Genomic DNA, 11,992 nt, shown 5'->3' on the forward strand with positions numbered 1-11,992 from the left:
CGATAGGTCAGGGTAGATTTTTTCATTAGCATGGACTTATTCAAGGAGCATCACATGCAAACTCGTCGCGAGACACTGAAACAAAGCGCCGTGGTGGCGGGCCTGCTGGCCTCTGCCGGCCTGATCCCGCAGCAGGCTGCGGCTTACGAGAAGGTTGCCTTCGACGCCAAGACCGCGGCCGAAGTGGCCAAGGCCCTGGGCGCTGGCGCTCCGGTGGAGAGCAAGGACGTGACCATTGGTGGTCCGGACATTGCCGAGAACGGTGCGGTGGTGCCGCTGACGGCCAGCACCACGCTGGCTGGTGTCAAGCGCATGCTGATCCTGGTGGAGAAGAACCCGGCGGCGATGGTGGCCATGTTCAACGTGAGCGATGCGGTGGAAGCCAACTTTGCCACGCGCGCCAAGATGGGGCAGTCCTCCGATGTGTACGCCGTGGCCATCATGAACGACGGCAAGGCCTTCTTTGCGAAGAAGGAAGTCAAGGTCACGCTGGGCGGCTGCGGCGGTTAAGCGCTGACGGACCCATCCACCCACAGTATTCATACAGATTTAGGAGTATCAAAATGGCAGATCCGATGCGCATTCGCGCGCAAGCCGCTGGCGACAAGGCCACCGTGCGCGTACTCATGAGCCACGAAATGGAATCCGGACAACGCAAGGACTCGGCAGGCAAGGTTGTGCCGGCCTGGTTCATCCAGGACGTCAGCGCGTCTCTCAACGGCAAGGTTGTGATGACCGCCGAGTGGGGCCCGGCCGTGTCCAAGAACCCGTTCATGCAGTTTGTGGTCAAGGGCGCCAAGGCCGGTGACAAGATTGCCGTGACCTGGAAGGACAACAAGGGCGACAGCCGCACCGACGAAGCCACGGTGTCCTGATCCCGGAAAAGGGAATAATGAATGGAGAAGGGTAAGACCCTTCTCCATTTTTTGCTTTCACAACAACCGACGAGGTGACGAACATGAAACGTTGGACCCTGGCGCTTGCCGCCACCCTGATCGGCGGGGCTGCGCTGGCGCAGAAATCCGCCAGTGACGGCATCGCCGAATACCGCGCGATGCTGGCCGACGGCAACCCGGCCGAGTTGTTCGAAGCCAAGGGGGAAGACCTGTGGAAGCAGAAGCGTGGGCCGAAGAACGTCTCGCTGGAAAAATGTGATCTGGGCAAGGGCCCGGGCGTGGTCAAGGGGGCTTTTGTCGAGCTGCCGCGCCACTTTGCTGACACCAACAAGGTGCAGGACCTGGAGTCCCGCCTGGTGAGCTGCATGGAAACCCTGCAGGGCTTCAACGGCGCGGAGATCGCCAAGACGGCCTTCGGGCGCGGCGAGCAGGCCAACGTGACGGCGCTGGCGACCTGGATCGCTGCCGAATCGCGTGGTATGAAGTTCAACCTGCCCAACAGCCACCAGCAGGAAAAGGTCATGTACGAAGTGGGCAAGCGCCTGTTCTTCATGCGCAGCGGCACGCACGACTTCTCCTGCGCCTCCTGCCACGGCGAAGACGGCAAGCGCATCCGCCTGCAGGACCTGCCCAACCTGACCAAGAACCCGGGCGACGGCATCGGTTTTGCTGCCTGGCCGGCCTACCGCGTCTCCAATGGCCAGATGTGGAGCATGCAGCTGCGCCTGAACGACTGCTACCGCCAGCAGCGTTTCCCCTACCCGCTGTTTGGCAGCGACGCCACCGTCGCCCTGGGCGCCTACATGGGTGTCAATGCCAAGGGGGCCGAGAACATTGCCCCGGCCATCAAGCGCTAAGAGGAGACCGATACCATGAAGAAACAGACCCAACTCCTCATCGCTGCCGGCGTGGCTGCTGTCGTGCTGGTGGCTGGCTGCTCCAGCATGCCCAGCAGCGCCGAACTCGACAAGCTGAGCCAGGACATCGCCAAGGCGTCCTTCCGCGACCAGGGCCAGGCCAAGGTCGACCGCCTGGTGCTGGACGACGCCAACCTCGAATGCATGAAGGCCGACGTGGCGGGCCAGCCCATCGAAGAGAAGACGGCCAAGGCCATCGAGGCGGCCAACTTCGCCAGCATCAAGTGGCCCGCGGGCGGCCAGTACATCGGTGACTGGAAAGAGGGCGAGAAGATCGCCCAGAGCGGCCGTGGCATGACCTGGAGTGATGCGGCCGGCAGCGAGAACGGCGGCAACTGCTACAACTGCCACCAGATCAGCAAGGCCGAGATCTCCTTCGGCACGCTGGGCCCGAGCCTGTACAACTACGGCAAGATGCGTGGCGTGAAGGATCTGTATGCGCCCGAGTCGGCGGCCATCATCCAGTACACCTGGGGCAAGATCTGGAACGCACGTGCCTACAACGCCTGCTCGCAGATGCCGCGCGCCGGCCACAAGGGCATCCTCACCGAACAGCAGGTCAGGCACATCATGGCCCTGCTGCTCGACCCCAAGTCGCCCGTCAACCAGTAATTCCTCTACCATCGGCCCGGGGTGCGTCCCCGGGCTCTTTTTTCCTCTAAACATCAGTGGATGCGAAAACATGAATCTTTCAAAACGTGAATTCATGCAGGTGCTCGGCGCGGGCACCATGGCTGGTTTGGGCATGGGCACCTACGCAGAGGCCGACGCGGCCACGGCGGCCCAGGGCCTGTACGACATTCCCAAGTTCGGCAATGTGTCCTTCCTGCACATGACCGACTGCCACGCGCAGCTCAAGCCCATCTACTTCCGTGAGCCCAACGTGAATCTGGGTATCGGCAGCATGAAGGGCAATCTGCCGCACCTGGTGGGCGAGCATCTGCTCAAGGTGGCCAAGGTGCGCCCCGGCACGGCCGAAGCGCATGCCCTGACCTACCTCGACTTCGAGAAGGCCGCCAAGCGCTACGGCAAGGTGGGCGGTTTCGCGCACCTGGCCACCCTGGTCAAACGCATGAAGGCCAGCCGTCCCGGCGCGCTGCTGCTCGACGGCGGCGACACCTGGCAGGGTTCGGCCACCTCGCTGTGGACCAACGCCCAGGACATGGTCGACGCCTGCAAGCTGCTGGGCGTGGACGTGATGACCGGCCACTGGGAGTTCACCTACGGCATGGAGCGCGTCAAGGAGATCGTCGAGAAGGACTTCGCCGGCAAGATCGACTTCGTGGCACAGAACGTCAAGACCAACGACTTCGGCGACCAGGTTTTCAAGCCCTACGTGATCCGCGAGATCAATGGCGTGCCCTGCGCCATCATCGGCCAGGCCTTCCCCTACACCCCCATCGCCAACCCGCGCTACATGGTGGCTGACTGGGCCTTCGGCATCCAGGACGAGAACATGCAGGCCATGGTCAACGAGGCGCGCGGCAAGGGCGCCCAGGTCGTGGTGGTGATCTCGCACAACGGCATGGACGTGGACCTGAAGATGGCCAGCCGGGTCTCCGGCATCGACGCCATCATGGGCGGCCACACCCACGACGGCATGCCCGTGGCCAGCATCGTGAGCAACAAGGGCGGCAAGACCATCGTCACCAACGCCGGCTCCAACAGCAAGTTCCTGGGCGTGCTGGACTTCGAGGTCAAGGACAAGAAGGTCACCGACTTCCGCTACAAGCTGCTGCCGGTTTTCTCCAACATGCTGCCGGCCGACAGGGAAATGGACGCGCTGATCAACAAGATCCGTTCGCCCTATGAAAGCAAGCTCAATGAAGTGCTGGGCGTGACCGAGGGCACGCTGTACCGCCGCGGCAACTTCAACGGCACCGGCGACCAGCTGCTGCTCGACGCATTGCTGGACGTGCAGGGCGCCGACATCGCCTTCTCGCCGGGCTTCCGCTGGGGCACCAGCCTGCTGCCGGGCCAGGCCCTCACGCGCGAGTGGCTGATGGACATGACCGCCACCACCTACTCCTACGCCACCGTCAGCCAGATGAGTGGCGCCACCATCAAGACCGTGCTGGAAGACGTCTGCGACAACCTGTTCAACCCCGATCCCTACTACCAGCAGGGCGGCGACATGGTGCGCGTGGGCGGCTTGAGCTACAGCTGCAATCCGCTGGAAAGCATGGGCAAGCGCATCTACGACATGCGCCTGAACGGCAAGCTGATCGAAGCCGACAAGAGCTACAAGGTGGCCGGCTGGGCCCCGGTGGCCGAGGAGGCCAGGAACGCCGGCAACAAGCAGGTCTGGGACGTGGTCGAGACCTGGCTCAAGGCGCGCGGCGGCAAGATCAGCGCCCGCAAACTCAACATGCCCAAGGTCGATGGCGTGCTGCCCAACCCGGGGTACGCCGCGCTGTAAGGCCTGGTATCCCAATGAAAAACGGGCCCCGTCGGGCCCGTTTTTTTATGCGCAGGACGTCAGCGGATCTGCTCGATCGAAATTTTCTTGTCCAACACGACAGCCGGGATCAGCGCATAACCCTGGTTCTGCCAGTGCATCAGCTCGGTGATGGCCGAGGGCGTGACCTCCACGAAGTCCTGCATGTCGGCGGCGCTGTAGCCGTAGTCCTGCAGGGCCAGGCCGCAGACCTTGAACTTCACGCCCATGTCCGCGTAGTAGCGCATGCGCTGCAGCACTTCCTGGTAACGCTCCTGGTTCTTCCTGGCCAACGTCACGATCTCGGTGCCGTGCATGAGCACGATGATGCTCATGTCTTCGGGGAACATGCTGTAGGGCGCCTCGGTCAGCGGGTTGACCAGGCTGCGTACCCAGTACAGAGCCGCCCCCAGCTTGGCCGGGTCGTCGAGAAAGATGTCGACCAGGGCCTTGGGGTTCTTGTAAGGGGTCTGCACCACCTTGGCCTGGGCCTGGGCCGGGACCGTGTGAAAGACGGTGGCGAGCAAGACCGCGCAACACAACGCGAGCAGGCTGCCGTGGAGTCGGGATGGGGTCATGAGTCGCTCCTGGGCGCAGGTGGCACGCAGCCGAAGGGAACTAGGGTGTGCCAATGCCGTCGTTTTGTGTGCGCCATGTTTGACATTGTGCGCAATATTACGTAACTTGGGCGCATGTCATATCGCATCCGCAGCAGGTCTTCTGGATGCAGCAAGCATTTGATGCTTGCCGGCGTGCTTGCGCTGACGCTGCTGACCAGCGGGTGCGCATCACTGCTACCCGAGTCTCACACCAACACGACGTCGTTTCAGAGTTTCGACGAAGCCCGGGCCGCCGTTGAAGCCCTGGTGCCGATGAAGTCGGACCGGCAGGCGCTGGAGAAAAACGGTTTCAATCCGGCGAAGCATCCGAACACCACCCTCCTGACCCATGCGGACGTGGCGCGCCGTTTCCTGCCCAGCGCATTGCTCAGGCGCGAAGATCTGGATCCCGGCATCTGGATTTGTCTTGAGGCGCGCGACGCCTGCCGCGGGCTGGAGATCGTCGGGGTCAAGATCGACAAGGTCCGCAAGGGAAATTTCTTCTCGGACTTCTTCAACTTCGAGCGCCGCAGCCATACCAGCGGGTGGCGCTTCAACGCGGTGGTCCTGCTGGTCAATGATCTGGTCGTGTACCGCTCATGGGGCGGGCAGCCCGAGATCAACGAACTGGAAAACACACGCAACCCGCTGGGGCCCTTCCAGGATATCGGACCGCCGACCGCGAACAGTGCGGTACCGATCAAGTAGGGATCTGGTGCCCCCGACAGGAATCGAACCTGTATCTGCCCCTTAGGAGGGGGCCGTTCTATCCATTGAACTACGGTGGCCGACCAGAGCGCCATTGTAAATGGCGCTCTGGTCAGCCACCGTACGGTTGCATGTGGGCACCTCCCTCCCGGCCTCCCTCCGCCCGCGGAAGGAGGAGAGGGTTCAACCGCGCGCGGCGCGGCCGGCAACGGAGGCTGTCATTCTGGCGTTAGCCCTCATATGGACAGGTTTAGACTCGCGAAAAACATGCTCTGGGAGGACTCATGAAAGCGATTCACCGGATTGCGTTTGGTTTCGTGATGGTGGGGCTTGCTCTGCGGGTACATGCCGATCCGGAAGCAGGGAGAGCGCCACAGATTCAATCTTTTCGTATCACGAGCAAGGCGGGCAAGCAGAGCATGACCGTGATACGAGACAAGGCGCGCGCGGCCGAGTTGGGCCTGGAGGGATATGGGAAGCCCTGTGTCAACAACGTCGCGAGTCCGCGCTGGACGGCATCCATGGGCAGCGAAATACTGGCCGTCTTTGACTGCCCTGCCGCCAATGATGGTGGGGCGGATTCCATCATCGCGAGGTTTGAGAAAGGGGATGCCGAGGCTCCGACCTGCTTTGGCCGGATCAGCCTGATGCGGGATTCCAGCTCTTACTACTATGGGCAGATTCGCTCGATTCAGGCTAGGTCGCTACCCGATCGCAGTTTCATGCTGGCAATCAGCATGTCTGGTGGCGACGCCGGCGCCAATTGGGAGAGTCACGCTTTCGTTCATATCGATCAATCATGTCGTCCGACGTTGCTAGCCCAGTACCGGGCCGGCATGGCTCACCACGAAACCGAAGATGACGTTTGCAGTGGAACGCACCTCAAGTACCAGTTCATCTCTGATTCGGTGGTGTCGCTGAATCGTTTCAGGGTGACCCGGTGCAAAGGGCTGGATCCGGTGCTCGATGGGCGTGAGTCGACACAGCAGCTGGATTTGCAGGAACTGTTGCGCAACCCTAAATTACGCATCGCCAAGCCCTGAGGCATCGGTGGCCCGAGGAACCTTGGCCGCTATTTCGTCAGCAGCCGCATGGCTTCCTCGATGCCCTTGATGGTCAGCGGGTACATGCGGTTGCTTACCAGCTGCTGCATGATGCTGATGCTCTGGCGGTACTGCCAGACGCCCTGAGGCTCGGGGTTGATCCAGACGAACTTGGGGAAGGCGTGGGTCAGGCGCTGCAGCCATTCGGCGCCGGCTTCCTCGTTGTTGTATTCCACGCTGCCGCCGGGTTGCAGGATCTCGTAGGGGCTCATGGTGGCGTCGCCCACGAAGATCAGCTTGTAGTCCTTGTTGTACTTGCGGATGATGTCCCAGGTCGGGAACTTCTCGCTGTAGCGCCGGCGGTTGTTCTTCCACATGAAGTCGTAGACGCAGTTGTGGAAGTAATAGAACTCCAGGTGCTTGAACTCGGTCTTGGTGGCGCTGAACAGCTCTTCCACGCGCGCGATGTGCTCGTCCATGGTGCCGCCCACGTCCATCAGCAGCAGCACCTTCACGTTGTTGTGCCGCTCGGGCACCATCTTGATGTCCAGGTAACCGGCGTTCTCGGCGGTGGCGCGTATGGTGTCGGGCAGGTCCAGTTCCAGCTCGTGGCCCTCGCGCGCAAAACGGCGCAGGCGGCGCAGCGCGACCTTGATGTTGCGCGTGCCCAGTTCCTGCGTGTCGTCGTAGTCCTTGTAGGCGCGCTGGTCCCAGACTTTCACCGCGCTCTTGTTGCGGCTCTTGTCCTGGCCTATGCGTATGCCCTGGGGGTTGTAGCCATTGGCGCCGAAGGGGCTGGTGCCACCCGTGCCGATCCACTTGCTGCCGCCCTCGTGGCGCTCCTTCTGCTCCTCGAAGCGCTTCTTGAGCGTCTCCATCAGCTCGTCCCAGCCCAGCTTCTCGATCGCGGCCTTTTCCTCGGGGCTGAGGTTGAGCTCCAGGTTCTTGCGCAGCCACTCGAGCGGGACGTCCTTGGTGAAGTCGGTCAGCATCTCCACGCCCTTGAAGTAGGCGGCGAAGGCGCGGTCGAACTTGTCGTAGTGTTTCTCGTCCTTGACCAGCGTGGTGCGGCTCAGGTAGTAGAAGTCGTCCATCGAATAGCCGCTGGTGGCTGCGTCGTCATCGGCCACCGCCTTGGGGCCGACCACGCCCGCCTGAAGCGCCTCCAGCAGGGTCAGGTACTCCTTGACCGAGACCGGCAGCTTGGCGGCGCGCAGGGTGTAGAAGAAGTCGATCAGCATGGGGTTCTCCAGGGCCGGTTCACACCGATTTCACAAGTGCGAACGTGCTTAAAACCGCGCCAATCTAGGCGCGCGACGACGCCCAGGCTGGCCGCCTGGGCGAGGAGTGCAACAACGAGTGGCGCGGTTTTAAGCACGTTCCCTTCGGGTTGCGGCCAAAAAAGCCATGCGGGGTGTTGCGCGGACTTGCCGGAGATTACTCCGGCGGCGTCCACGCGCCTACCGCATGACATTTTTGATCCGCAACGCATCTTGAGAAATCGGTGTGAACAGGCCCTCAGCGCGGCTTGTCCAGCAGGTAGAGCAGCTGGGCCCGGACTTCGGGCCACTCGCCGCTACGCAGGCTGTACATCACGGTGTCGCGGATGGTGCCGTCGCGTCGCAGGGCGTGGCCGCGGATCACGCCGTCTCTTTTTGCGCCCAGGCGCTCGATGGCGGCCTGTGAGGCGAAGTTGAAGTTGTCGGTGCGCCAGCCCACGACGTGGCAGCCCAGGGTCTCGAAGGCGTGCGTGAGCATGAGCAGCTTGCAGGTGGTGTTGACGTGGGTGCGTTGCACGCTTTTCGCGTACCAGGTGTAGCCGATCTCTACGCGTTTCACGGCCGGCAGGATGTCGTGGTAGCTGGTGCAACCCAGCACGCGGCCGCTGAGTTCGTCGAGCACGGCAAAGGCGAAGCGGCTGCCCTCCGCGCGCATAGTCAGCGCGGTCTCGATGTAGCCGCGGGTTTCCTCGGGCCGGGGCACACCGGTCACGCGCAGGTTCCAGAGTTCGCCGTCTGCTGCTGCGGCACGCAGTCCGGCCTCGTGGTCCAGGCCCAGCGGCACCAGCTGCACGCCACGTTGCGCCAGGGTGACGGGCTCGACGAAAGGCATATCAGTCGCCGCCGGGCCGCCCCAAGGCGACGATGGCCCCCTCGGGGGGCAGCGCAGTACACGAAGTGACAAGCGTGGGGGTCATCTCAGGCCTCGCGGTCCTTGCGGCTGCGCAACCAGCGGCGCGCCCCTTGCAGGCCGAGGCCGCCGCCCAGGCCCACCAGCACGATGGCGCCGATGCTGGCGTTGTCGTAACCCTCGGAAAAAATGTTCCAGCCCAGCAGATGGCCGATCCAGTAGCCGGCCAGGGCACCGCCGACGAAACCGATGGCGTCGGACAGGCCTTCAAGGAGTAGCTTGTTCGTCATGGCGGGCCTCAGCGGTTGTTGCGTTGCATGAAGACCAGCTTTTCGAACAGGCTCACGTCCTGCTCGTTCTTGAGCAGGGCGCCCACCAGCGGCGGCACGGCCACCTTCTCGTCCTTGCTCTGCAAGGCCTCGGCCGGAATGTCCTCGGCCAGCAGCAGTTTGAGCCAGTCCAGCAGCTCGCTGGTGGAGGGTTTCTTTTTGAGGCCGGGCAGGTTGCGCACGTCGAAGAAGGTCTTCATCGCCGCGCCCAGCAGCTCCTGCTTGAGGCCGGGGAAGTGCACGGCCACGATCTTGGCCATGGTCTCGGCGTCGGGGAACTTGATGTAGTGGAAGAAGCAGCGGCGCAGGAAGGCGTCGGGCAACTCCTTCTCGTTGTTGGAGGTGATGAAGACCAGGGGCCGGTGCTTGGCCTTGACGAGTTCACGCGTCTCGTAGCAATAGAACTCCATGCGGTCGATTTCGCGCAGCAGGTCGTTGGGGAATTCGATGTCGGCCTTGTCGATCTCGTCGATCAGCAGGGCCACCGGCTGATCCGCCGTGAAAGCCTGCCACAACACGCCCTTGACGATGTAGTTGTGGATGTCCTTGACCTTCTCGTCGCCCAGCTGGCTGTCGCGCAGGCGGCTCACCGCGTCGTACTCGTACAGGCCCTGCTGCGCCTTGGTGGTGGACTTGATGTGCCACTGCAGCAGGGGCAGCTTCAGGGCCGCGGCCACTTCCTCGGCCAGCATGGTCTTGCCGGTGCCAGGCTCGCCCTTGACCAGCAAAGGCCGTTTGAGTGTGATGGCGGCGTTGACCGACAGCATCAGATCCTGGGTGGCGACGTAATTCGAGGTTCCTTGGAATTTCATGGGGCGGCAGGGGCGTTCTGGTGCGGGTAAACCCGGGGAATGGCGGCAGATATAATGTCAGGCTGATTTATATCAACCACAGGCTGATTGTCCTCGCAAAATGAACAAACTGTTGCTGACGCTCTCTTCCATGCTTGTCGCTTCTGCGACGGCGTTTTCCGCCCATGCCCAGGAAGCCAAGGGTGATGCCAAGGCTGGCGAGGGCAAAGTTGCCATGTGCATCGGCTGCCACGGCATCCATGGCTACCAGGCCAGCTTCCCGGAGATCTACCGCGTGCCCATGATCTCGGGCCAGAACGCGAAGTTCATCGCTTCCGCGCTGAACGCCTACAAGAAGGGCGAGCGCAAGCATCCGTCCATGCGCGCCATCGCCGAGAGCCTGAGCGATCAGGACATCGCCGATGTGTCGGCCTACTACGAAGGCCATGGCAAGGGCGCTGCTGCGGCCCCCGCCAAGGCACCCTCTCCCTCGGCCAAGGTGGCGGAGCTGTTGAACAAGGGTGGTTGCGTGGCCTGCCACGGCGACAACTTCAACAAGCCGATCGACCCGAGCTACCCCAAGGTGGGTGGCCAGCCGGCTGATTACCTGTTCGTCGCGCTCAAGTCCTACAAGACCGAAGGCAACGCCACCTGGGGCCGTGCCAATGGCATCATGGGCGGCATTGCCAAGCAGTTCTCCAACGCCGAGTTGAAGGAACTGGCCGGCTACGTCAGCAGCCTGCCGGGCGAACTCAAGACCGTGCCCCAGAGCCGCTTCCGCTAAGCGCTTCACACTCGATAAAAAAGCCGCTCATCGAGCGGCTTTTTTTATGCGGTGTAGCGAACTCAGTCCTTCGTGGCTCGCTGCTGAACGCAATCGATATAGGCCGCCCCATCCGGGGGACGGCCCGCGCGCTGGCTTTCCCAGACCATGCGGCCCAGGCAGTCCATCACCTCGTGATGGGCCGCATGCAGGTCATTGCGCTTGGCCGCCAGCAGTTCCACGGCCTGGCGGATGCCGCGTGGCTGGTCGATGCTGCACTGCTCGCTGATGGACAGGTGCATGGACAGATGCAGGAAGGGGTTGGTGCGCTCGGGCTCCACTTTCGTCATGCTGGCCAGGGCCGCGTCCAGATCGGCCAGTTCGGCATGGAATTCCGGGTGCTCGGCGATCCACTGGCTGGCCAGCAGCTCGATGGCCTCCATCGGCTGGCCGGTGCAGGCCTTGGCATGGACTCCGCAGAAGAAGCGCCGCACATCGGCTTGGGAGGGCTGGAACATCATGGCCCGATTATCGATTACGAGAGTCGCTGCGAGATCGTGCGCGCCGCCTGCAGCAGGGCAGGCAGCAGGGTTTCCTGTGCCACCTTGGCATTGGTGCGGTTGGCCTGGCCGCTGATGTTGAGCGCGGCGATGCAGTGGCCGGCACGGTTCGTGATGGGCGCGGCCAGCGAGATCAAGCCCTCCTCCAGTTCCTGGTTCACCAGGCACCAGCCCTGGCGGCGCACCTGCTGGACCTTGGCCAGCAGGGCATCCAGATCGGTGACCGTATGTTTGGTCAGGGCCTTGGGGCGAGAGGTTTTCAGTCGTTTCACCAGTTCATCGTCGGGCAGGTCGGCCAGCAGCACACGACCCAGCGAGGTGCAGTAGGCCGGCAGGCGCGAACCCACACCCAGGGTGTTGCGCATGATCTTGTGGGTGGGCACGCGCAGCACGTAGACGATGTCCGTGCCTTCGAGCACGGCGGCCGAGCAGGATTCCTTCACTTCCTCCACCAGCGCTTCCATCACCGGCTCGGCCAGGTTCCAGATCGGCATGGAGGAGAGGTAAGCGAAGCCCAGGTCCAGGATGCGCGCGGTGAGCCTGAACAGCCGGCCGTCGCTTTCCACGTAGCCCAGGGTCTGCAGCGTCAGCAGGATGCGGCGGGCGCCGGCGCGCGTGAGGCCGGTGCGGGCCGCCACCTCGCTGAGCGTCTGCTGTGGCGCTTCGGCGCTGAAGGAGCGGATCACCTCCAGCCCGCGCGCGAAGGACTGCACATAGCTGTCGCCGGGCTGGGGCGCTGTCGCGGGTGTGGCAGGGGGCATGAGGCGGCTGTCGAGGGCTTGGATTAGAATTCATTATACGAACAAATGTTCGACATAC

General features: G+C 62.9%; 15 protein-coding genes and 1 tRNA gene. 8 read left to right on the forward strand and 8 right to left on the reverse strand.

Annotated elements, in window-relative coordinates; genetic code table 11:
• The first annotated feature begins 54 nt into the window (after window positions 1-54).
• The 5 genes from soxY to soxB all read left to right on the forward strand — a co-directional run bounded on the left by soxY (window position 55) and on the right by soxB (window position 4,232).
• On the forward strand, window positions 55-510 hold the full coding sequence (gene soxY, locus AO057_RS06325; RefSeq protein ID WP_057674829.1) for a thiosulfate oxidation carrier protein SoxY: 456 nt from the start codon (window positions 55-57) through the stop codon (window positions 508-510).
• A gap of 53 nt (window positions 511-563) precedes the next feature.
• Complete coding sequence (gene soxZ, locus AO057_RS06330) at window positions 564-875, forward strand: thiosulfate oxidation carrier complex protein SoxZ (protein WP_205629993.1); 312 nt, start codon at window positions 564-566, stop codon at window positions 873-875.
• A gap of 83 nt (window positions 876-958) precedes the next feature.
• Window positions 959-1,753, forward strand: a complete 795-nt coding sequence (gene soxA / locus AO057_RS06335; RefSeq protein ID WP_057674831.1) for a sulfur oxidation c-type cytochrome SoxA — start codon at window positions 959-961, stop codon at window positions 1,751-1,753.
• 15 nt (window positions 1,754-1,768) lie between these two features.
• Window positions 1,769-2,425 carry a sulfur oxidation c-type cytochrome SoxX gene (gene soxX / locus AO057_RS06340; protein WP_057674832.1) on the forward strand — a complete coding sequence of 219 codons (657 nt, stop codon included), beginning with the start codon at window positions 1,769-1,771 and terminating at the stop codon, window positions 2,423-2,425.
• Window positions 2,426-2,495: 70 nt separating this feature from the next.
• Window positions 2,496-4,232 carry a thiosulfohydrolase SoxB gene (gene soxB / locus AO057_RS06345; protein WP_057674833.1) on the forward strand — a complete coding sequence of 579 codons (1,737 nt, stop codon included), beginning with the start codon at window positions 2,496-2,498 and terminating at the stop codon, window positions 4,230-4,232.
• Between the two features lie 59 nt (window positions 4,233-4,291).
• On the opposite strand, the gene AO057_RS06350 is transcribed toward soxB, so the two are convergent.
• Window positions 4,292-4,828 (reverse strand): DsrE family protein, encoded by a 537-nt coding sequence (locus AO057_RS06350; RefSeq protein WP_057674834.1) that lies wholly within the window; start codon window positions 4,826-4,828, stop codon window positions 4,292-4,294.
• A 114-nt stretch (window positions 4,829-4,942) separates the two neighbouring features.
• Here AO057_RS06350 and AO057_RS06355 point away from each other — a divergent pair, with 114 nt between their 5' ends.
• Complete coding sequence (locus AO057_RS06355) at window positions 4,943-5,557, forward strand: hypothetical protein (RefSeq protein ID WP_156404480.1); 615 nt, start codon at window positions 4,943-4,945, stop codon at window positions 5,555-5,557.
• A 5-nt stretch (window positions 5,558-5,562) separates the two neighbouring features.
• Here the strand turns inward: AO057_RS06355 and AO057_RS06360 are convergent.
• Window positions 5,563-5,637: transfer RNA gene (locus AO057_RS06360), tRNA-Arg, on the reverse strand.
• 204 nt (window positions 5,638-5,841) lie between these two features.
• Here AO057_RS06360 and AO057_RS06365 point away from each other — a divergent pair.
• Entirely contained in the window at window positions 5,842-6,600 is a 759-nt protein-coding gene (locus AO057_RS06365; RefSeq protein WP_156404481.1) for a hypothetical protein, read from the forward strand.
• A gap of 29 nt (window positions 6,601-6,629) precedes the next feature.
• On the opposite strand, the gene AO057_RS06370 is transcribed toward AO057_RS06365, so the two are convergent.
• From AO057_RS06370 to AO057_RS06385, 4 genes are all read right to left on the reverse strand, one after another.
• On the reverse strand, window positions 6,630-7,841 hold the full coding sequence (locus tag AO057_RS06370; protein ID WP_057674837.1) for a vWA domain-containing protein: 1,212 nt from the start codon (window positions 7,839-7,841) through the stop codon (window positions 6,630-6,632).
• A gap of 277 nt (window positions 7,842-8,118) precedes the next feature.
• Window positions 8,119-8,712 (reverse strand): GNAT family N-acetyltransferase, encoded by a 594-nt coding sequence (locus AO057_RS06375; protein WP_057674838.1) that lies wholly within the window; start codon window positions 8,710-8,712, stop codon window positions 8,119-8,121.
• A gap of 86 nt (window positions 8,713-8,798) precedes the next feature.
• Window positions 8,799-9,020 (reverse strand): hypothetical protein, encoded by a 222-nt coding sequence (locus AO057_RS06380; protein WP_057674839.1) that lies wholly within the window; start codon window positions 9,018-9,020, stop codon window positions 8,799-8,801.
• Between the two features lie 8 nt (window positions 9,021-9,028).
• Window positions 9,029-9,871 (reverse strand): AAA family ATPase, encoded by an 843-nt coding sequence (locus AO057_RS06385; protein WP_057674840.1) that lies wholly within the window; start codon window positions 9,869-9,871, stop codon window positions 9,029-9,031.
• 100 nt (window positions 9,872-9,971) lie between these two features.
• On the opposite strand from AO057_RS06385, the gene AO057_RS06390 reads away from it, so the two are divergent.
• Window positions 9,972-10,634: a c-type cytochrome gene (locus tag AO057_RS06390; RefSeq protein ID WP_057674841.1), complete on the forward strand. Its 663-nt coding sequence runs from the start codon at window positions 9,972-9,974 to the stop codon at window positions 10,632-10,634.
• A gap of 62 nt (window positions 10,635-10,696) precedes the next feature.
• On the opposite strand, the gene AO057_RS06395 is transcribed toward AO057_RS06390, so the two are convergent.
• Both AO057_RS06395 and AO057_RS06400 read right to left on the reverse strand, forming a co-directional pair.
• Window positions 10,697-11,131: a DUF1841 family protein gene (locus tag AO057_RS06395; protein WP_057677194.1), complete on the reverse strand. Its 435-nt coding sequence runs from the start codon at window positions 11,129-11,131 to the stop codon at window positions 10,697-10,699.
• A 17-nt stretch (window positions 11,132-11,148) separates the two neighbouring features.
• Window positions 11,149-11,934 (reverse strand): IclR family transcriptional regulator domain-containing protein, encoded by a 786-nt coding sequence (locus tag AO057_RS06400; protein WP_057674842.1) that lies wholly within the window; start codon window positions 11,932-11,934, stop codon window positions 11,149-11,151.
• Between the last annotated feature and the right edge of the window lie 58 nt (window positions 11,935-11,992).

It is taken from the genome of Curvibacter sp. PAE-UM (assembly GCF_001432305.1).
In the GTDB taxonomy this organism is placed as follows: Bacteria; Pseudomonadota; Gammaproteobacteria; order Burkholderiales; family Burkholderiaceae_C; genus Hylemonella.

Excerpts from the sequence above, each read along its gene's own strand:
- soxY (WP_057674829.1), top strand. The coding sequence starts at position 55 with ATGCAAACTCGTCGCGAGACACTGAAACAAAGCGCCGTGGTGGCGGGC.
- soxZ (WP_205629993.1), top strand. The coding sequence starts at position 564 with ATGGCAGATCCGATGCGCATTCGCGCGCAAGCCGCTGGCGACAAGGCC.
- soxA (WP_057674831.1), top strand. The coding sequence starts at position 959 with ATGAAACGTTGGACCCTGGCGCTTGCCGCCACCCTGATCGGCGGGGCT.
- soxX (WP_057674832.1), top strand. The coding sequence starts at position 1,769 with ATGAAGAAACAGACCCAACTCCTCATCGCTGCCGGCGTGGCTGCTGTC.
- soxB (WP_057674833.1), top strand. The coding sequence starts at position 2,496 with ATGAATCTTTCAAAACGTGAATTCATGCAGGTGCTCGGCGCGGGCACC.
- AO057_RS06350 (WP_057674834.1), bottom strand. The coding sequence starts at position 4,828 with ATGACCCCATCCCGACTCCACGGCAGCCTGCTCGCGTTGTGTTGCGCG.
- AO057_RS06355 (WP_156404480.1), top strand. The coding sequence starts at position 4,943 with ATGTCATATCGCATCCGCAGCAGGTCTTCTGGATGCAGCAAGCATTTG.
- AO057_RS06365 (WP_156404481.1), top strand. The coding sequence starts at position 5,842 with ATGAAAGCGATTCACCGGATTGCGTTTGGTTTCGTGATGGTGGGGCTT.
- AO057_RS06370 (WP_057674837.1), bottom strand. The coding sequence starts at position 7,841 with ATGCTGATCGACTTCTTCTACACCCTGCGCGCCGCCAAGCTGCCGGTC.
- AO057_RS06375 (WP_057674838.1), bottom strand. The coding sequence starts at position 8,712 with ATGCCTTTCGTCGAGCCCGTCACCCTGGCGCAACGTGGCGTGCAGCTG.
- AO057_RS06380 (WP_057674839.1), bottom strand. The coding sequence starts at position 9,020 with ATGACGAACAAGCTACTCCTTGAAGGCCTGTCCGACGCCATCGGTTTC.
- AO057_RS06385 (WP_057674840.1), bottom strand. The coding sequence starts at position 9,871 with ATGAAATTCCAAGGAACCTCGAATTACGTCGCCACCCAGGATCTGATG.
- AO057_RS06390 (WP_057674841.1), top strand. The coding sequence starts at position 9,972 with ATGAACAAACTGTTGCTGACGCTCTCTTCCATGCTTGTCGCTTCTGCG.
- AO057_RS06395 (WP_057677194.1), bottom strand. The coding sequence starts at position 11,131 with ATGTTCCAGCCCTCCCAAGCCGATGTGCGGCGCTTCTTCTGCGGAGTC.
- AO057_RS06400 (WP_057674842.1), bottom strand. The coding sequence starts at position 11,934 with ATGCCCCCTGCCACACCCGCGACAGCGCCCCAGCCCGGCGACAGCTAT.